The sequence below is a fragment of the Mesorhizobium sp. FG116 genome, from assembly GCF_057809835.1.
On the sequence record NZ_JBMDKS010000012.1, the window covers coordinates 77,657 to 95,128 of the forward strand.

Annotated in this window: 16 protein-coding genes and 1 tRNA gene; 9 read left to right on the forward strand and 8 right to left on the reverse strand. The window is 61.4% G+C overall.

Going from position 1 to position 17,472, the window contains the following annotated elements; genetic code table 11:
* Positions 1 to 93 precede the first annotated feature (93 nt).
* Positions 94 to 1,053 carry a DUF1402 family protein gene (locus tag ACODTY_RS11770; protein ID WP_488994447.1) on the reverse strand — a complete coding sequence of 320 codons (960 nt, stop codon included), beginning with the start codon at positions 1,051 to 1,053 and terminating at the stop codon, positions 94 to 96.
* A gap of 283 nt (positions 1,054 to 1,336) precedes the next feature.
* Here ACODTY_RS11770 and ACODTY_RS11775 point away from each other — a divergent pair.
* Positions 1,337 to 1,413, forward strand: a tRNA-Arg gene (locus ACODTY_RS11775).
* Positions 1,414 to 1,516: 103 nt separating this feature from the next.
* Here the strand turns inward: ACODTY_RS11775 and ACODTY_RS11780 are convergent.
* Positions 1,517 to 1,816, reverse strand: coding sequence for a hypothetical protein (locus ACODTY_RS11780; protein WP_488994448.1), 300 nt, complete (start codon positions 1,814 to 1,816; stop codon positions 1,517 to 1,519).
* Between the two features lie 149 nt (positions 1,817 to 1,965).
* Here ACODTY_RS11780 and ACODTY_RS11785 point away from each other — a divergent pair, with 149 nt between their 5' ends.
* Both ACODTY_RS11785 and ACODTY_RS11790 read left to right on the forward strand, forming a co-directional pair.
* Positions 1,966 to 3,504, forward strand: a complete 1,539-nt coding sequence (locus ACODTY_RS11785) for a winged helix-turn-helix domain-containing tetratricopeptide repeat protein (RefSeq protein ID WP_488994498.1) — start codon at positions 1,966 to 1,968, stop codon at positions 3,502 to 3,504.
* A 399-nt stretch (positions 3,505 to 3,903) separates the two neighbouring features.
* Positions 3,904 to 4,728, forward strand: coding sequence for a DUF1036 domain-containing protein (locus ACODTY_RS11790; protein ID WP_488994449.1), 825 nt, complete (start codon positions 3,904 to 3,906; stop codon positions 4,726 to 4,728).
* A gap of 407 nt (positions 4,729 to 5,135) precedes the next feature.
* Here the strand turns inward: ACODTY_RS11790 and hutC are convergent, their stop codons facing one another.
* From hutC to ACODTY_RS11815, 5 genes are all read right to left on the reverse strand, one after another.
* Complete coding sequence (hutC, locus tag ACODTY_RS11795; RefSeq protein WP_488994450.1) at positions 5,136 to 5,867, reverse strand: histidine utilization transcriptional repressor HutC; 732 nt, start codon at positions 5,865 to 5,867, stop codon at positions 5,136 to 5,138.
* Between the two features lie 9 nt (positions 5,868 to 5,876).
* Entirely contained in the window at positions 5,877 to 6,668 is a 792-nt protein-coding gene (locus ACODTY_RS11800; protein WP_488994451.1) for an amino acid ABC transporter ATP-binding protein, read from the reverse strand.
* The gene (locus ACODTY_RS11805; RefSeq protein WP_488994452.1) at positions 6,665 to 7,333 is read right to left on the reverse strand and encodes an amino acid ABC transporter permease; all 669 of its coding nucleotides are present in this window, start codon (positions 7,331 to 7,333) and stop codon (positions 6,665 to 6,667) included. The genes ACODTY_RS11800 and ACODTY_RS11805 overlap by 4 nt, the downstream gene beginning before the upstream one ends.
* Positions 7,330 to 7,971: an amino acid ABC transporter permease gene (locus ACODTY_RS11810; protein ID WP_488994453.1), complete on the reverse strand. Its 642-nt coding sequence runs from the start codon at positions 7,969 to 7,971 to the stop codon at positions 7,330 to 7,332. Before ACODTY_RS11810 ends, ACODTY_RS11805 begins: the two co-directional genes overlap by 4 nt.
* An 89-nt stretch (positions 7,972 to 8,060) precedes the next feature.
* Positions 8,061 to 8,888: a transporter substrate-binding domain-containing protein gene (locus ACODTY_RS11815; protein WP_488994454.1), complete on the reverse strand. Its 828-nt coding sequence runs from the start codon at positions 8,886 to 8,888 to the stop codon at positions 8,061 to 8,063.
* Between the two features lie 337 nt (positions 8,889 to 9,225).
* Between ACODTY_RS11815 and ACODTY_RS11820 the strand changes: the two genes are divergently transcribed.
* Positions 9,226 to 10,398 (forward strand): CaiB/BaiF CoA transferase family protein, encoded by a 1,173-nt coding sequence (locus ACODTY_RS11820; protein ID WP_488994455.1) that lies wholly within the window; start codon positions 9,226 to 9,228, stop codon positions 10,396 to 10,398.
* 2 nt (positions 10,399 to 10,400) lie between these two features.
* Positions 10,401 to 11,528, forward strand: a complete 1,128-nt coding sequence (locus ACODTY_RS11825; RefSeq protein WP_488994456.1) for an acyl-CoA dehydrogenase family protein — start codon at positions 10,401 to 10,403, stop codon at positions 11,526 to 11,528.
* A gap of 39 nt (positions 11,529 to 11,567) precedes the next feature.
* On the opposite strand, the gene ACODTY_RS11830 is transcribed toward ACODTY_RS11825, so the two are convergent.
* Positions 11,568 to 12,524 (reverse strand): LysR substrate-binding domain-containing protein, encoded by a 957-nt coding sequence (locus ACODTY_RS11830; RefSeq protein ID WP_488994457.1) that lies wholly within the window; start codon positions 12,522 to 12,524, stop codon positions 11,568 to 11,570.
* A 118-nt stretch (positions 12,525 to 12,642) separates the two neighbouring features.
* On the opposite strand from ACODTY_RS11830, the gene ACODTY_RS11835 reads away from it, so the two are divergent.
* From ACODTY_RS11835 to ACODTY_RS11850, 4 genes are all read left to right on the forward strand, one after another.
* On the forward strand, positions 12,643 to 13,683 hold the full coding sequence (locus ACODTY_RS11835; protein WP_488994458.1) for an aromatic ring-hydroxylating dioxygenase subunit alpha: 1,041 nt from the start codon (positions 12,643 to 12,645) through the stop codon (positions 13,681 to 13,683).
* Positions 13,680 to 14,798, forward strand: coding sequence for a 2Fe-2S iron-sulfur cluster-binding protein (locus ACODTY_RS11840; RefSeq protein WP_488994459.1), 1,119 nt, complete (start codon positions 13,680 to 13,682; stop codon positions 14,796 to 14,798). Before ACODTY_RS11835 ends, ACODTY_RS11840 begins: the two co-directional genes overlap by 4 nt.
* Before the next feature lie 61 nt (positions 14,799 to 14,859).
* A complete protein-coding gene (gene hisC, locus ACODTY_RS11845) occupies positions 14,860 to 15,987 on the forward strand; it encodes a histidinol-phosphate transaminase (RefSeq protein ID WP_488994460.1) in 1,128 nt (375 codons plus the stop codon).
* Positions 15,984 to 17,411, forward strand: coding sequence for an FAD-binding oxidoreductase (locus tag ACODTY_RS11850; protein ID WP_488994461.1), 1,428 nt, complete (start codon positions 15,984 to 15,986; stop codon positions 17,409 to 17,411). Before hisC ends, ACODTY_RS11850 begins: the two co-directional genes overlap by 4 nt.
* The last annotated feature ends 61 nt before the right edge of the window (positions 17,412 to 17,472 follow it).

Genomic DNA, 17,472 nt, shown 5'->3' on the forward strand with positions numbered 1-17,472 from the left:
GCAGTCGGACGGAATCGTCTGACGTTGCACAAATGTGGCTAAAGAGACTTAGCTGGAGCAGCGAGATATGCGTTCGTCAGAACGCCCGCTGCTCTAGAACAGCGCCTCGAGTTCAGGCAGCTTGTCGTTGACCAACCAGCCGTAATAGTTTTCTTCCGGCATCTTCTGGGCTTCGCCAGCCGCGCTGCGGCGCTCGTTTTCGGCCTTGAGCGCATAGGCGCGGGCTTCGGGATTGCCGACATTGTAGAGCGTTGCCGTGATTCCCGGGTTCTGCGAAATGTCGAACCCGGCGATATCCTTGTAGGCATCGATCGACTTCTTGAGCGTAGCGGCGACATAGGCAAGCGTCAGGTCCGGGTCCATGATGGTCTTGTAGACCTGGTTGGGGTCCTTCACGTCGAGCTTCGGCAGGCCGGAAATATTGTGGACGATGTCGCTCATCTGCAATGCGGTCAAAGGATTGAGCTGGCCGAGGCCGAAGGTCTGCCCGGCATAATAAGGCTGGAAGAACGTGGCGCCAAAGCGGTCGTTGGGAAAGCTGGTTCCGCCCACGCTCTTCCCGCGAAACGCGCGGTTCCACACCTGCTCCCGGCATTCCCACAACTCGTAGCTTCCTGCCTGGCTGGCGCATTCCGAGAATTCCGGCCGCTGCACGAATTCGGAAACATCCTCGCCCTTGTAGGCGAAGGTAAGCTGGCTGGAGAGGTACGAAATCGCCTTGACGTAATAGGTTTGCAGCCTGTCATAGGCGTCAACATTGTAGGTGTGCTCGCCGACGATCGCGCCTACGATATGGATCGGCTTGATGCCGTAGGCGGCGGCGGCCTGCCTGATCTTGTCGCGAAGCGCGGCATCGTTTTTCAACAGCCCATAGATCTTGCGGTACTTGGCCTGGAAGGTCGTATTGGTCGCTTGCGTGCGCCGTGACGAGGCGCCCGGAATGGGCGGTTGCTCGACGGAGCTGTTGCCGGGTGGCACAAGCGTGGCCGCGCTTGCGGGCACGACAATTGCCGCCGCAACAAGGCTCAGAACAACAAGGGCCAGTTTCTTCATACGTTGCCGCTCGGGAGTAGATGCGGCGCAACCTATGGAAAGTGCCTTGGCGAGTCGAGGCTTGTGTGACGCGATGGCACGAAAGAGGTCCCTATGCTTCCATTTCGCCACACCCTTTGCAGAGTTGGCCGGCCTGATTGGCGGCGCGAGGGGACGCGTTTGGTCTTGTGGCCCGTCATCGCGCCATTTCACCCGTTGAAGCGCTGGCCTCGTTCCGCTAAGAAGCCTTGGCTAACCGCTTCGGCGGCGCACCGTTTTCCGTATCGCGCTTGCGATCCTGAAAGCACCCGTAGCTCAGCTGGATAGAGCGCTGCCCTCCGAAGGCAGAGGTCACAGGTTCGAATCCTGTCGGGTGCGCCACTTTCAGTTTACCACGCTACAGTTCACCGGTCTTGGTCATGGACTGGTCGCTCCAGAGCTGCGTCCGGCGCGTCTCCCTCGCGGCGCTAGCGCGGCATTTCCATTACTCGCTCACGAGCACGAATGACCAAAGGCCGTCTCTCTGCACTCCAAACAGCGGCCGGTAACCGATGGTGTCCTTTTCCGCGTCGCCCGTGACGGGTCCGATGTTGCGGGCTGGACCGATGAACGCGAGTGGCCGATCGCCTTCAGTTTTCACCAAATAGGCGAACGTCTCGTCCTCGGGGTCCGCCGCTCGATCCCCAATGTAAGTAGGACCGACCATTGAGGAATCGGCTGCGGCAGCGCCGCAAAGCGCGCTCACGCCGGCAAGCACACTCATCGCCAATGTTAGCTTCGTCATATCAGTCTCTCCCTTGGTACTGTGCCAAGCCACGGACAGTTGCCCATTCAGGCCGGTCCGAGGTGAAGAGCATCGGTGATTTCGTGGCGCTAATCCTGAAGAAGCTCCGAATTGATCGCAAAATTTTTCCGAAGGTCGTATGATTGAACATGGCGCCTCAGCGCTTCGAATTCGGTCCCTTTGTGCTTGACGCTGGCAACGGCGCACTATTCGAGCACGGCCTGCCTGTTGCGATTGGAAGCAAGCCCATTGCGCTGCTGCAGGCCTTGGTGGAGGCGCGCGGTCAAGTAGTATCCAAGGCGGCTTTGATGGACGCCGCCTGGCCGAACACCAATGTCGAAGAAAGCAATCTGACGGTCCAGATCGCCGCCCTTCGCAGGCGGCTGCGCGCCTCGCCCGACGGGGAAGAATGGATCGTGACCTTCCCGCGGGTGGGCTATCGGTTCGCAGGCCCGCTCACCATCCAGGAGCACGAGGCTTCAATTGTCGATGCCGGCCCGGCGCTCGAAGCGGACCCTTCGATCGCTGTCTTGCCCTTTGCGAACATGAGCCTTGATCCGGAGCAGGCGCATTTCGCCGACGGTCTGGTGGACGATTTGATCACCGACCTGTCGAAAGTGCCTGGTCTCGTGGTGATCGCAAGCCATTCGTCGTTCGCTTTCAAAGCAAGGTCCGCCGATACGCAGTCAATCGCGAAGGAACTCGGCGTCCGCTACGTCGTCGAGGGCAGCGTGCGCCGCGTCGCAGACCAGGTCCGAATTGGGGTTCACCTTACTGAGGCGACGACGAACAGATGTCTTTGGGCCGAGCGGTTTGATGGCGATCTGGCCGACGTCTTTCGTCTGCAGGACCAAGTAGTACACAAGGTCGTCGCGGCTCTGGCGAAAGTTGTGCCGCTTGAACACGTGCTCGATGACGCGCCGTCCGCCCGGCGCCGGACGACAAACATCGAAGCATATGATTTTCTCGTTCGCGGGCGCGTTCTTGTCATGCAGTCGCCCGCCGGAAACAAGCTTGCTCGTACTCTCCTCGCCAAGGCCATCGAGCTCGATCCGAATCTGGCGGAGGCCCATGCGTGGCTCGCCGTCTCGCACTACAATGCGGCGATCCACTACGGAGAGGACTTTAACGCGAATCAGGCTCTCGGGCTCGCTTACGCTGAGAAGGCTATGTCCCTGGATGTGAACGATCCCATGGGGCATAGCGTCCTTGGGTTTGTTCGGCTCTGTGAAGGCGCGCTCGAAGAGGCGGAGTCCGCGTTCCAAACGGCGCTGAGGATCAACCCGAACCATGCCGATACCATCATGAACATGGCGGACTTGAGGGTCCGGCAAGGCCAACCCCACGATGCCGTCCAATTTGCCGAGAAGGCTCTCCGGCTCAATCCATATCCGCCGGGTCGGTACTACTGGGACCTCGGCTTCGCGTACTATGCTGCAGGCAGCTATGCCCAAGCGGTCACGGTTCTCCGCATGGAGGAGGTTGGCCGGCTACCGGCAAAACGCATCCTTGCAGCGAGCTTGGCGCAGCTCGGTCAGCTCGCCGAGGCTCACGAGGAAGCCCGTCGGTTCCTTGAGACAAGTCCCGGCTTTCTCGCGTCTCGTTGGGCGGCTACGCAGGCATTTAGGCGCGATGAGGACCGGCAGCATTTCCTCGACGGTTATGTCAAGGCGGGTTTGCCGCTATAGGCTAGCTTTTTGCGATATTTCTCCGGCCGGCGCAGTTGGAATTAATCCAGCCGCTCCGCAACCAATTATCCCGGTCTTCCATCGCCGAAGGCGGTGCGACCCGGACCTGCAGCAAACGGCGAGGAGAAATCATATAACTCCTACAATGACATAGCGGCGCTCAGTTTCATCCTCTCCGGCGCGCAAAAAATCATATGACGAAGTCAAATGGATAGTTCGTAGTCGAGTTTTTCGAGCAATGAATCCGAACTTGCTCGACTCGACATCAATTTAACATGGCTGGCAATCCGGGGAGTATGTCAGTCGATGCACTGCCTCTCCTTTTCGAAGCTTAAAATACCGACGTACTTCCCAATCCGCATGTATTATTGTAGATATTTTTGGGACGGGGAGGGGAGAGTGCAGCATACTATTTGGCTCCAAGTAATGGCGCGTGGTGCGCTCCTTTGTTTTCTTGCTTTGGCCACAAGCCTCTTTTTCCTGGGCGCAGTCCGGGCCGACTCGTGTTCGGATCACGATTCGGATGCGGTCCGCGCAAGCTCCGATCCCAAGTTTGATTTCGTCGTTGAGTCGCGTGGTGATGTCTGCGTCATTGCCGACTACGATGACCAGAGCATGGACTACTACACCCGATCGGAGCGCCGCTGCAGAACCATGCCGGGAATGATCGATTGGCAGAAGGATCGCGGCGCAGGCTACAATCTCTGTATCTTCAATCCTCCGTCCGGATCGACGGCCGACGACAACGACTACCAGACGCAGCCCGAGCCTGACACAAGTTCGGCCGACGATAGCGATTCAACTGAATACAATCTCGGCGGTGGCACGCCTGCACCCGCACCCGCGCCAGAGACAGCTCCGTCTCAGCCGACCCAGGATTGGTTTTCGGCGAAGGTATGTAACAAAACGGGGCTTCTGGTTTATGTCTCGGCAGCTGGCCGGCGTCCCGATCGTGGAGACCGCTGGGTTGTCGAGGGGTGGTGGAACATCCAGCCGGGCAATTGCGCGAACCTCGGCGGCTTCAAGAGGTCGAAATTCTTCCTCTATGCGGAGAGCAAGGGACGCCGGTTCGTATGGGATGGCTCAAAGTTGCTCTGCACCCGGTCGAAGAAGTTCTGGTATTACGCTGAGGGTGGCAAATGCAGCGAGAAGAGCAACAATTTTTACGAACGTTCGATCTCGCCCGGCATCAACGAGTGGACTGAGAATCTCGTTCAGCGCTAGCGAAGAACGAAATATGGCCCGTGCCAGAGTCCACAAGTGCAGCCTGTCACCTCTGTTCGGCAACTAGAGCGTTTCATGGTTAGATAGAACCATTCTGCCGGCGATGGTTTGGGTCAAATCCATCGGCCTTCGTCTCGACCGCACCGCCAGTGCGCTCTTCACCGAAGTCCTCGACCTTGTCCCAAACCATCGCCGGCAGAATGGTTCTATCTAACCATGAAACGCTCTAGAATTGCAGATCTGAAGTCTTCCTCACGCGGCCAGGCAAAACTCGTCACCTTTTGATCGTTTGGAACTTGTCCGCGCCTGTATGACGGAATAACCGGCCTGCATAGCCAACGTTGATTTTCAGAACTCCCTGAAACCTGGAGTTCCGTTGCAAGACGTGTGAGGTCAATCGTCCGGCTCTAGCTTCGCGATGGCGCGAAGTGGGCGACTAGCTCATGGCCATCACCGGGGTAGGTCAGGCGGACATGGGTGATTGGCTTTTCCGCGCCCCAGGTTCGCCGTTCGATCAAGAGGCAGGCGGTGCCCTCGGCAATGCCGAGCGCCGCAGCCGTGACCGAGTTTGCGCCGACAGCCTGGATGCGATGCTCTGCCGTGCTCCACGGAACACGTTCGACAAGCCAGGGGCCGGGCGCACGCTCGGCGAATGTCTCGGCATCGGCCTCCGGAACCGCATCTAGATTGATCAGGCGCTCTTCATGACAGAACGGTTCTTTGCCCGCGAAATGCAGGCAGTTGAGGTTGAGCACCGGAACTTTCGCTTCCAGATGCAAGCGGTCGAGGTCGGCCCGGCCGGCGCGGCGTTTGCCCCGTCCAACGATCTCGAACCGATAGGCGAGACCAAGCGCCTGCACCTCCGTCATGATGTCGCGGATTTCCAGTACCGCCGATTGCGAGTGCGGCCGCAGCACGAAGCTGCCGCTGCGGCGACGGCGCTCGATAAGGCCGGCCCTCGCCAACTGGTTCAGCACCTTGCTCACGGTCATCCGCGAACAACCGTACTGCGCCGTCAATTCGTACTCGAAGGGAATGCGGTGGCCGGGTGGCCATTCGCCCGACAGGATGCGGCCTTGTACGTCGTCGAGAATGCGCTGGTGCAGTGAGCGTCTGTCAGGGTTTACCAGCGCCTCCATGTCATTTTCCTAGACAAGCATCGCGGCGCCACGGTCCAGATAGGTGTCGAGGAACTGGTCGAGGCGCGGATGGCGCGGCTTGCCGAATATCTGCTGCGGCGTGCCGGTCATCAAAAGCTTGCCGTTGTCCAGGAACGCGATCTGCTGACACACCGCCGCCGCAAAACCGATCTCGTGCGATACCACCACCATCGTCATGCCGTCTGCCGCCAGTGCGCGCATGACGTTGAGCACCTCGCCGGTCAGTTCGGGGTCGAGCGATGAAGTCGGTTCGTCGAACAGCATGATCTTCGGCTCAAGCGCCAGCGCGCGCGCGATCGCCACGCGCTGCTGCTGGCCGCCGGAAAGTTGCGACGGGTAATGGCCCGCGCGCTCGGCGAGGCCGACTTTCTTCAGCTGCACCATCGCGCGCTCTTCGGCCTCGCTCTTGCGCACGCCGTGAACCGTCTTCAACGCCTCGCTGACATTGCCGAGCGCTGTCATATGCGGCCAGAGGTTGAACTGCTGGAACACCATGCCGATCTGGGAGCGCACCGCGCGGATGCGTGCCGCAGGCAGGCGCACTGGCTTGCCCTGGGGGCCGGGCGCATAGCCGAGCGGCTCGCCATTGATGAATATCAGTCCATCGGAGGCTTCTTCGAGGAAGGCCATGCAGCGCAGGAGCGTACTCTTGCCCGAACCGGAGGGGCCGATCAGGCAGGATACCTGTCCTTGCGGAATGTCGAGATCGATCCCGTGCAGCACCTCGACGTCGCCGAAACGCTTGATCAATCCTCTTACGGAAATGGCTGGCATCGTCATGCGGTCACAAACCTGTATTTGGAGAAGCGGGCTTCCATGTAGCGCCCGAGCCGGCCGGCAAGCTCGACCAGTCCCCAGTAGAACAGGGCAAGCAGGAAGAGCGATTCAACGAATGCGTATTGCTGCGAGCCTATCGCGCTGATGACGAGCGTCAGTTCAGGCACGGTGATGATCGACAGCACGGCGGTTTCTTTTAGCAGGATGATCGCCATGTTGACCGAGGCGGGCAGCACCAGCATGGTCATTTCCGGAATGAGGATGCGCTGGATGATCTGGCGCCGGTTGAGGCCGACGCATTCTGCGGCTTCGACATGGCCGGGCGGCACCGCCTCGAAGCCGGCGCGAAAGATCTCGCTGAAATAGGCTGCTCCATAAACGGTCAGGCCGAGCAGACCCGCTGGGATGGGTTCCAGCGAAAGGCCAATGAACGGCCCGCCATAATAGAGCAGGAAAAGCTGGATCAGGAACGGCGTGCCGCGGATGACTTCGACGTACAGCCTGAGCGGATAGCCCAGCCAATGGCTGCCGTAGCGCCGCGCGACCGCAACCAGGAAGCCCAGTACCGCCGCGCCGATCACTCCGACCAGCCAGGTCAAAAGGGTTACCCCGAAGGCCCGAGCAAGCTCGGGCATGATGCTCACGATCAGGTTTGTATCGAAGTTCATGGCCGACCCCAGCGGAAGGAGCGCTCGAACAGCGAGCCGCCTGAGGCGATCAGCCAATTGATGATGAGGTAGAGCAGGCCGGCAGCCGAAAACAACTCGATCGGCCGATAGGTGCTGGCGGCTAGATCCTGCGCCATGCGCGTCAATTCGACTATGCCGACCACCGAAACCAGCGACGAGGCTTTCAGGATCATGATTGCTTCATTGACCAGCGAGGGCAGGGCAAGCCTGAGCGCAATCGGCGCCTTGATGCGCCTGAATTGCTGGAACGCGCTCAAGCCCACCATGTCGGCGGCTTCGAGCAGCCCACGCGGCACGCTCTGGAAACCGCCGCGCAAATTCTCCGCCTGATAGGCCGCCGTGCACAGCGAAAGCCCGGTGATCGCCGCAACCACGCTCGGCACGTTGATGCCGAGTGCCGGCAAGAGATTGTAGATGAGCAAGAGTTGCACCAGAAGCGGTACGCCGCGGAAGAAGCTGACGAAGGTTCGCCCCGAAATGGAGAGCGCACGATTCGGCGAAAGCGAGGCTGCCGAAACCGCCGTGCCGATCACCAGTCCGATCGTGATGGAGATGAAGCTGATCAGCACCGTGTAGAACGATGCCTGCACCAGCAGTTCAAACAATTTCCAGGACATGGAATAGCTTACCCGTTTTGGGTTGGCTTGATGTGAAGCAAGGCCGCCGCGCTCTCCTTGCGGTGAGCGCGGCGGCGCTGTTCAATCGGTCAGAGCGCCGGGTCGTTGACCAGGTCAGGCGTCTCGAACTTGGCGCCGAACCACTTTTCCTGGATCGTGCCGAGGCGGCCGTCGCCCTTGATCTTGAGCATGGCGGCTTCGATCGCATCCATCAGGCTCTTGTGGTCGTCGTCCTTCAGGCCGGGATAGCCGAAATAGGCCTTGGTGCCGAACGGTGGCTGCACCACTTCGAAGGTGTCGGGGCGCTGCTTGGCGACGAAGGCGATGTTGGGCAGCGAATTGCCGACGGCGACGATGCGACCGGCCGCGAGGTCGGCGTAGGCTTCGTTGTTGCCGGGATATTCGCGCACGTCCGCCTTGCCGGGCAGCGTGTCGACAAACGCCTTGAGCTGTTCGAGCTGGGCCGAAGCCTTGCCGCCGCCGACTACCTTGCCGGCAACATCTTCAGGCTTCTTCACCGTCTCATCGCCGGCACGCTTCAAAAGCGCAACGGTAGCCTCGGCAACCGGCGGCGTGAAGCGGTAGCGCTCCATGCGCTGCTTGGTGATCGTGGCAGGGCCGCCGACGATGTCGAACTTGCCTGCTTCAAGACCCGGCAGCACGCCTTCCCATGGCAGCAGCACCCATTCGACCTTGACGCCGAGCTCCTTGGCGATCTCGTCGTACAGATCGACGTTCAGGCCCGCATGCGTTCCGGCATCGATGAAGTCGAACGGCGCAAAGGCGGTCTCAGTGCCGACCTTGAGGACACCGGCTTCCTTGACGCGGGCCAGCGCATCCTGCGCATAGGCTCCGGCCGTGGCACCGAAAAGGAACGCTGCACCAACCAGCGCTTTGAGGAAAAACCTCTTTTGCATTGACACCTCCCAATGTGTTCATGCCCGCTGACGGGCGTGTAGGCTTGAAGAACTATCGACCGCCGACCCGCTCGAAAGTCGATATGACTATACATAATAGGCAGCGTTTCGAAACCGAGTCAACGTGTCGTTTCAAGGGCGGACGTTGCGGAACTCAATGCTGGGTTGAAAGCGCCATTGAAAGGCGACTGGCGGCGGCTGCTCAAAAAAGCGTTGACTCTCCGCTTGCACGGATCAATGATATGTATATACATATTAGATAGAGCCGCGAGCGAAGATGTTCGACTGATCGTCTTGCCCGACCTTCATCCACCATGCTCCGCAGCCGGAGAAGCCGATGACCGAGCCCTCTTCTCAGCCAGCCACAGCGCGCCCTCTTGCCGGCATACGCGTGCTGGATTTCAGCCGTGTGCTGGCCGGTCCCTACTGCACCGCGCTGCTGGCCGATCTGGGTGCCAACGTCATCAAGGTGGAGCCGCCGGCAGGCGACGACTACCGCCATGTCGGTCCCTTCATCGAAGGCGAGAGCGCGTTGTTCCTCGCCGTCAATCGTGGCAAGCGCAGCATCTCGCTGGACCTGACCAGGCCGGGCGATCTTGCCATCGCGCAGGCACTTGCCGCTCGCTCGGATGTCGTCGTCGAGAACTTCCGCCCCGGCGTCGCCGACAAGCTGGGCATCGGCTGGGCGAAGCTATCCGGCATCAATCCGAAGCTGGTCTATGCTTCGATTTCCGGTTTCGGCCAGCAGGGCGAACTTGCTGCCCGCCCGGCCTACGACATCGTGCTCCAGGCGATGAGCGGCATCATGTCGGTCACCGGCACGCCTGACGGCCCGCCAACGCTGGTGGGCGAATCCATTGCCGACGTGGTTGCCGGCCTGTTCGGTTCCTGGTCCATCCTTGCCGCGCTTGTCGAGCGGCAGACCACCGGTGCCGGTCGCCACATCGACCTCGCAATGTTCGATGCGATGATCGCCATCCAGCCGCTGGTCGTTGCCCGCTATCTGGCTTCCGGCGAGGCGCCTCAGCGCGTCGGAAATCGGCACGCGCTGTCCGCGCCTTTCGGTGCCTTTCAGGCGCGTGACGGCATGTTCGTTCTGGCGGTGCTCAACAACAAGCTGTTCGCCATTTTGGCGAACCTCATCGGTCGCCCGGAACTGGCCGCCGATGGCCGCTTTGGCAGCGACACCGACAGGTTGGCCAACGAGCCTGCCTTGCGCCAGGCGATCGAAGGCTGGTCCCGCCAACTGACCGCCGAAGGCGCGGTCGCCGCTTTGGTCGGCGCTGGCGTGCCCGCTGCCGAGATCAACGACATGGCCGAAGCGCTCACGTCTCCACATGCTGAAGCGCGCGGCCTCTTGCAGGAAGCCGAGCATCCGGTGCTCGGGGCCGTGCGGGTGCCGGAACAGCCGGCCCGCTTCTCAGGCGTCGTTCGCGGCGGCATAGCCGCTGCTCCGGCTCTCGATGCGGACCGTCAGGCCATATTGGCCGAACTGGGCGAGGAGGTATGAACGTGACTGTGCACAACGATGACGACCAAGCGCTGATCGAAGCTGTCCGCCGCTATTGCGCCGAGGTGCTGGTGCCGGCAGCCGCCGAAATCGACGAAACCAGCCGCTCGGCCACCTGTCATTTGGGCAGCCTCGCCGAAATGGGTCTGCTTGGGCTCAACATTCCCGAAGCCTATGGTGGCCTTGGCCTGCGGCCGACCGCCTTGTTCGATGCGGTTGCGCTGATCGCCGGCGCGTGCGGCTCGACGGCTTCGATGATCACCGCGCATTGGCTCGCAACCGATTCCATCCTGTACGGCGGCGACGAGGCGCAGCGGCATCGCTATCTCACAGGTGCGGCCGACAGGAGCTTGGGCGCGTTTGCCCTGACTGAACCCGGCGCAGGTTCCAATCCGGCCGACATGAAGACGCGGGCGGTGCGCGAGGGCAAAGGCTATCGCATCACCGGCACCAAGCATTTCATCTCCAATGCCGGGGAGGCCGACTTCATCGTCGTCTATGCCAAGACCGATCCGGCTGCCGGCGCGCGCGGCATCTCCGCCTTCGTGGTCGATCCCAAGGCGGGCGGCGTACGCTTCGGTTCGCCGGAGCGGACAATGGGCCTGCGCGGCGGCCATGTTTTCGAAGTATCGATCGATTGCCTCGTTGCGGAAGAAGACCGTCTCGGACCGGAAGGGTCCGGCTTTCGCACCGCGCTCAAGGTGCTCGATGGCGGTCGCGTCGAGATCGCAGCCTGCGCCGTCGGCATCGCCGAGGCAGCTCTCGGGGCGGCGATCGAGTGGGCAAAACAGCGCAAGATCGGCGGTGAGCCGATAGCTGGTTTCCAGGGCCTGCAATGGATGTTCGCCGACATGGCAACCGACATCGAAGCCGCGCGCCTTCTCGGCATGGAGGCAGCGGGCAAGCGCGAGGCCGGCGAGCGCTATTCGCGCGAATCCTCCATGGTCAAGCTCTTTGCCTCCGAAATGGTCGGCCGCGTTACCGACAAGGCAATCCAGATCCACGGCGGATATGGCTATACGCGCGACCTGCCGCTTGAACGCTATGCCCGCGATGCCCGCATCTTCCGCATTTATGAAGGGTCGTCGGAGATACAGCGCAACATCATCGCCCGCACCATACTGGGCTAGGCAAGGATGAGCGGCGAAAGCGGTCTCGACGTTCGTGGATCAGCCGGCTTTGACCGGCGGCGGCGTCCAGTTGGCTGCAAACGCTTCCTGACGTCGGGAGATCGAGGCAATCCAGGTGCGCAGTTCCGGCCCATAGGGCTTTTCCAAAGCGGCCCGGTCCCACGCGAGAAAGTAGGCGTGCGACATGCGCAGCCGCTGATTGAAAGGCACAACGAGGCGGCCGGATGCGATCTCGTCAGCCGACATCGAAAGTTGCGCCAGAACGAAACCGCGTCCGTTGACGGCGGCATCGATGGCAGCGCTCGACAGCGAGAGCGTCAGTTCACCCGATGTCTTGCTGTAGTGTTCACCGATGCTTGCCGCCCATTCCGGCCAGCCCGGCAGCAGGCTGTGGCTGCGGTCCCATTCTATGCCGAGCAGCGGCAGGCCCAATATGTCGGCGGGCCTTCGCAATTTGTACTTCGCCAGCAAAGCCGGCGAGCAGGCCGGCACCACCCAATCGGTGAAAAGTTCGGCGTAGTGATCGAACTCCTTGACCTTGGCGCCATAGGAAATGCGGAAATCGGCCTGGTCATCGCCGAAACGCGGCTCCATCTCGGTGCCTTCAAGGCGCACAGCCGCGTCAGGATGGTCCGCCTGCCAGTCGAAAAGCTGCGGTGCAATCCACTTGATGGCAAGCGAAGGCAGGCAGGAGATGGTGAAGCCACTTTCCAGCCGCTTGCGGGCCAGGATTTCCTGCGCCTCCCTGATCTGGTTGAAGCCGCGCGAGATTTCGGCGTGATAGATCCTGCCCCAGGAACTCAGCGCCACGGTTTTGCCTCGCCGCTCCAGAAGCTTCAGGCCAAGAGTCTCCTCGGCCTTGCGGATCTGCTGGCTGATCGCACCGGCGGAAACGCCGAGTTCCTTGGCGGCGGCGGTGACGCTGCCATGCCTTCCAAAGGCTTCGAAAGCCTGTATCGCACGAAGGGGAGGCAGGTTGGTGGCCAAGGGGGTCATGCCGCTATGGGTGTTTGTTTTAGATTTTCTAAAACAGAACGTATTTGCAAGCCCTTTATGCATTTCAGCCAGCGGCGTATCTTCGAGACAGAAATAGCCACCCTGGGAGGAAGCCAACATGTTTCTTAAGAACGCCTGGTATGTCGCCGCATGGGATCATGAGGTTGGGCGCGATTTGAAACCCATCAAGATTCTTGGCGAGGAAATCGTCCTCTACCGCAAGAGCGACGGTACCCCTGCGGCACTGGAGGATGCCTGCCCGCACCGCAAGCTGCCGTTGTCGATGGGCCGCATCAAGGGTGACGACGTCGAGTGCGGCTACCATGGCCTGACCTTCGACTGCACCGGCACCTGCACGCGTGTTCCGGGCGCAGAAAAGATCCCGCACGTGGCCCGCGTTCAATCCTATCCGGTGGCCGAGCGCTACGGCTTGCTCTGGATCTGGATGGGCGAGGCGGAACAGGCCGATCCTGCGAAAATCTTCGAAGTCGATCATTGGGGCGACCCGGCCTGGGGCGTCAACCGTGGCGAATCCATGATGCTCGACTGCAACTACCTCTACATGACCGACAATCTGCTCGATCCCTCGCACGTGTCATGGGTGCATCAGACTTCGTTCGGCGGCGTGGCGGCAATCGAAGGCGTGCCGCTCGAAACGACGGTTGGCGAAAACGGCGTGACGGTCTGGCGCTGGATGATCGACGTCGAGCCCGCGCCCTTCTACGCGCCTTTCCTCAAGTTCAAGGGTAATTGCGACCGCAAGCAGCACTATGAAGTTCGCTATCCCAGCAACGCGATCATCAAGGCGATCTTCGTGCCCGCCAACACCGGCGGCGAAGGCAAGCCCTACCATGACGACGTCTTCCTCATGGACAGCTACAACTTCATGACGCCGATCGACGAGAACCAGACCAAATATTACTGGTTCCAGATGCGCAACTTCGCGCCGAACGATGAAGAAGTGTCAAGCCAGTTCGCCAAGTCCGTGCGCGGCGCATTCGACGAGGATCGCGCCGTGCTCAATGCCGTCCACAAGGGCATGGCCAACAAGCGCACCCCCAACCTCGACCTCAAGATCGACGTCGGCCCGCTGCGCTACCGCCGCAACCTCGCCAACCTGATCGCCGCTGAAAACCAGAAGCTTGCGGCGGCTGAATGAACGCGCTTGTGACGCCACAGATTGGGCGCAAGACCGGTTTTCGCGACCTGAAAGTGGTCGCGAAAACCCGCGAAAGCAGCATCATCACCTCCTTTGACCTGGAGCCCGTCGAGCCGGAAGGCTGGCGGGCTTTCCAACCGGGGCAGTTCCTTGTCTTCCGCATGCCGGCGGCAGGCGGCAACGATACGGTGCTGCGCAATTACAGCGTTTCCTGTTCGCCTGCGCGCGAAGGCAGCTATCGCATCACCGTGAAGCGGGAAGCAGCACCCCGGCCCGATGTGCCGAACGGAGTGAGTTCCTGCTATCTGCACGATACGATCGAGGTCGGCGACGTGCTCGTGGCCGAGGGTCCGCGCGGCGAGTTCGTGCTGGACCGCACCAGCACCCGGCCCGTCGTGCTTTTGAGCGGCGGTGTCGGCCTGACGCCGATGGTGTCGATGTTGCACGCGCTCGCCACCGAAAGCGATCGCCCGACCTATTTCATCCATGCGTGCGAGAATGGCGATGTGCACGCCTTGCGTGCCGAGGTTGAAACGCTCGCTGCCTCCCGGCCCGGCATCAGCGCTCATTTCTGCTATCGATTGCCGACCGAACAGGACAGGGCCAACAAGCGCCATCACAGCGAGGGTGTCGTCACCCGCGAGCTGTTGCAGAGCCTGTTGCCGCTCGATGACTACGAGGTTTACCTGTGCGGGCCGCCACCCTTCATGCAGGCGCTGTACCAGACATTGCGTGGCCTCGGCATCGAGAAGAACCGCATCGCCTATGAGTTCTTCGGCCCGGCGACCGTGCTTGAACAGGCGCCTGCGCCCGTTCCCGTTGCTGCGCCTCCCGTTTCGGACAAGAAAATCGCCAGCGACGCCATCACGGTGGAGTTCCGCAAATCCGGCCTCACCGTAGCATGGGACGAGAAAGCCGGGTCGTTGCTCGACTTTGCCGAGGCACAAGGTTTGTCGCCTGAATTCAGTTGCCGCGCCGGCATTTGCAGCACCTGCAAATCGCACCTGGTTGAAGGTGCGGTCGCCTATTTCGAGGATCCGCTGGATGAACTCGCTGCAAACGAAGTGCTGCTTTGCTGCTCAAAGCCCCAGGGTCCGGTGGTGATCGACATCTGACCGGTTGGCAAATCCCGAACCGCAAGCTTCACAACAGTTCATCTCGCAAACGGAAATTCCCTTGGAACAATCGGCTAAAACCAGACCGGACGGCGCGCTGCCCTTCAACCCCCATGTCGCATCGCTGCCGGCCTACAATGCCGGCATGAACATTGCTGCCGCGCGCGCCTTGAGCGGCCGCCACGACATCGCCCGTCTCGCCAGCAACGAGAACCCGGACGGCTGCTCGCCAAAGGTAATGGCAGCACTTTCTTCCGCCGGTTTCGAACCGTGGCGCTATGCCGATCCGGCCTGTACGGCGCTGCGCGCCGCGCTCGGTGCAAGGCTGAAAGTCGAGCCGTCGCACATTGTTGTCGGCAACGGGTCGGAGGAGATGATTGCCGCGATTTCGCGGGCGATGCTCGTACCGGATACCTCCGTCGTAACCGTGGTGCCGAGCTTCGGCCTGCACGAGATCGAGCCGCTGGCCGCTGGCGCCAGCGTGGTCAAGATTGCGATGACCGCATCGCTCGGTTTCGATCTCGACGCGTTGGAGAGGGCGATCGCCGCAGGCCCGCGCATCGTCTTCCTATCCTCCCCGTGGAATCCGGTCGGACCGGGGCTCGACCGGCAGGCGCTTGAGCGTCTGGTCAGGGCGGCGCGGCCCGGAACGCTGTTTGTGCTGGATGAAGCCTATTTCGAGTTTGCCGATCCTGATGCGGTGGACGGTATCGAACTGCTGCGCAAAAGCGGCATCGCTTATGTCGTGTTGCGGACCTTCTCCAAGGCCTATGGGCTCGCTGGCCTGCGCGTCGGCTACGCCGTCTGTTCCGATAGCGAAGTCGCGCGCGTCGTCTCGGCTGCCAAGACGCCTTTCAACGTCAACGCCGCCGCCCAGATCGCCGCCATCGCAGCACTTGAAGACGATGCGTGGATGAAGGCGTCCGTCGCACGCATCCGTGCCGAGAGGGCGCGTGTTGCTGCGGCACTTCAAAAACTCGGGCTACGCCTTGCGCCGTCCCAGACCAATTTCCTGTTCTTCGATTGCGGCGGCGACAGTTCCGCACTCGCGGAGTCGCTTCTTCAGGCAGGCATCATCGTCAAGGCTTGGCGCGAAAAGGGCTATGAGCGGTTCCTGCGTGTGACAATCGGTTCGCCGGCTGAAAACGATCGGCTGATCGAGGCCCTTGGACAATTGGTATCGCGATGACGTCCGCTTCTCCTTCGCCAAACCCGGTTCCCGACGCGACGATCGACGCTCTACGCACCATCGTCGGCGCACCAAACGTGCGGACCGGGGAGGCGGTAACGTCTGCCGATCCCGGCTGGAACCCTGACAATTTCGGCGCGGGCATCGTCGTCGCTCCCGGCTCGACCGAACAGGTTGCCGCCGTCATCCGCCTTTGTCGCGACCACCACGTGTCCGTCGTGCCGCAGGGCGGACGCACCGGCCTTGTCGGCGGAAGCGTCTCAAGCCAGGGCCAGATCGTGCTGTCGCTGGCGCGTATGAGCGCCATCGAGCGGCTCGACCCGATCGAAAGGGTAGCTGTCGTTCAGGCTGGCTGCACGCTGGAAGCACTGCAAGCAGCCGCGGCCGAGCATCGTCTCGAACCGGGCATCGACCTGCCGTCGCGCGGTTCGGCGACCATTGGCGGCATGGTTTCCACCAATGCGGGCGGCATCATGGCCTTTCGCAACGGCGTCATGCGCCACCGCGTCCTTGGCCTTGAGGCGGTGTTGGCCGACGGCTCGATCATGACCGACCTGACCCGCGTGGTGAAAACCTCTGCCGGCTACGACCTGAAGCACCTTTTCATCGGTGCGGAAGGCACGCTCGGCATCGTCACCCGCGTCGTGGTTAAGCTGGAGCCGCTGCCAAAGGCCACCGCAACCGCCCTGTTCGGCCTGCCTTCGGTCAGCGCCGCGCTGGAAACGATCCGCCTTGCCCTCGACACCGAGGCCGGCCATCTGCGCGCGGCGGAAGCGTTGTGGCAGTCCTACATCAAGTTGGCTGCGTCCGCCCATGGCTGGGCCGAGCCGGACTTTCCGCTCGACCAGCCGATCTGCCTGTTGGTGTCGCTCGGCGGAGCCAGCGAGCAGGCACTCTACGAGGAATTCGAACGGCTCTTTGGCGAAATACTCGACCGCTTCCCGGAAGCGACAGGCATCATCGCGAGTTCAAAGCAACAGGAAATCGGGCTGTGGCGGCTGCGCGAAGATACGGATGTCGTCTACCGCACCCATCCGGCCTCGCCGTCCTACGACGTTTCGGTGCCGCTGTCGGAAATCGACAGCTATGTCGCGCACATCCTGCGCGGCCTTGCCGAAATCGAGCCGGATCTGGCGCCCTACCTGTTCGGGCATCTTGCAGACGGCAACCTGCACATCGCGCTCAATCGGACTGGCCCGTTGAATGAAAGCATGGCAAGCGCTGTGGAAGCCGTCCTCTACAACGGCTTGCGCGAACGCGGTGGATCGTTCTCGGCCGAGCACGGCGTCGGCTCCAAGCGCATCCATTCTCTGATGGCAACCGCGGACCCGACCAAGCTCAGCGCCATGGCGCAGGTAAAAGCCGCTCTGGACGGCCAGGGGTTCATGAATCCGGGCAAGGTATTGCCGCTGAAGCGCCGGTAAATCGCTCACGCTCGATTGAAACAGGAAACGGCTCGCCTTCAAGCGAGCCGTTTCCATGTTG

Bases quoted from the DNA above. Each gene is read 5' to 3' on its own strand.
- ACODTY_RS11770 (WP_488994447.1), bottom strand. From the start codon at position 1,053: ATGAAGAAACTGGCCCTTGTTGTTCTGAGCCTTGTTGCGGCGGCAATT.
- ACODTY_RS11780 (WP_488994448.1), bottom strand. From the start codon at position 1,816: ATGACGAAGCTAACATTGGCGATGAGTGTGCTTGCCGGCGTGAGCGCG.
- ACODTY_RS11785 (WP_488994498.1), top strand. From the start codon at position 1,966: ATGGCGCCTCAGCGCTTCGAATTCGGTCCCTTTGTGCTTGACGCTGGC.
- hutC (WP_488994450.1), bottom strand. From the start codon at position 5,867: ATGGAGGCGCTGGTAAACCCTGACAGACGCTCACTGCACCAGCGCATT.
- ACODTY_RS11800 (WP_488994451.1), bottom strand. From the start codon at position 6,668: ATGACGATGCCAGCCATTTCCGTAAGAGGATTGATCAAGCGTTTCGGC.
- ACODTY_RS11805 (WP_488994452.1), bottom strand. From the start codon at position 7,333: ATGAACTTCGATACAAACCTGATCGTGAGCATCATGCCCGAGCTTGCT.
- ACODTY_RS11810 (WP_488994453.1), bottom strand. From the start codon at position 7,971: ATGTCCTGGAAATTGTTTGAACTGCTGGTGCAGGCATCGTTCTACACG.
- ACODTY_RS11815 (WP_488994454.1), bottom strand. From the start codon at position 8,888: ATGCAAAAGAGGTTTTTCCTCAAAGCGCTGGTTGGTGCAGCGTTCCTT.
- ACODTY_RS11820 (WP_488994455.1), top strand. From the start codon at position 9,226: ATGACCGAGCCCTCTTCTCAGCCAGCCACAGCGCGCCCTCTTGCCGGC.
- ACODTY_RS11830 (WP_488994457.1), bottom strand. From the start codon at position 12,524: ATGACCCCCTTGGCCACCAACCTGCCTCCCCTTCGTGCGATACAGGCT.
- ACODTY_RS11835 (WP_488994458.1), top strand. From the start codon at position 12,643: ATGTTTCTTAAGAACGCCTGGTATGTCGCCGCATGGGATCATGAGGTT.
- ACODTY_RS11840 (WP_488994459.1), top strand. From the start codon at position 13,680: ATGAACGCGCTTGTGACGCCACAGATTGGGCGCAAGACCGGTTTTCGC.
- ACODTY_RS11850 (WP_488994461.1), top strand. From the start codon at position 15,984: ATGACGTCCGCTTCTCCTTCGCCAAACCCGGTTCCCGACGCGACGATC.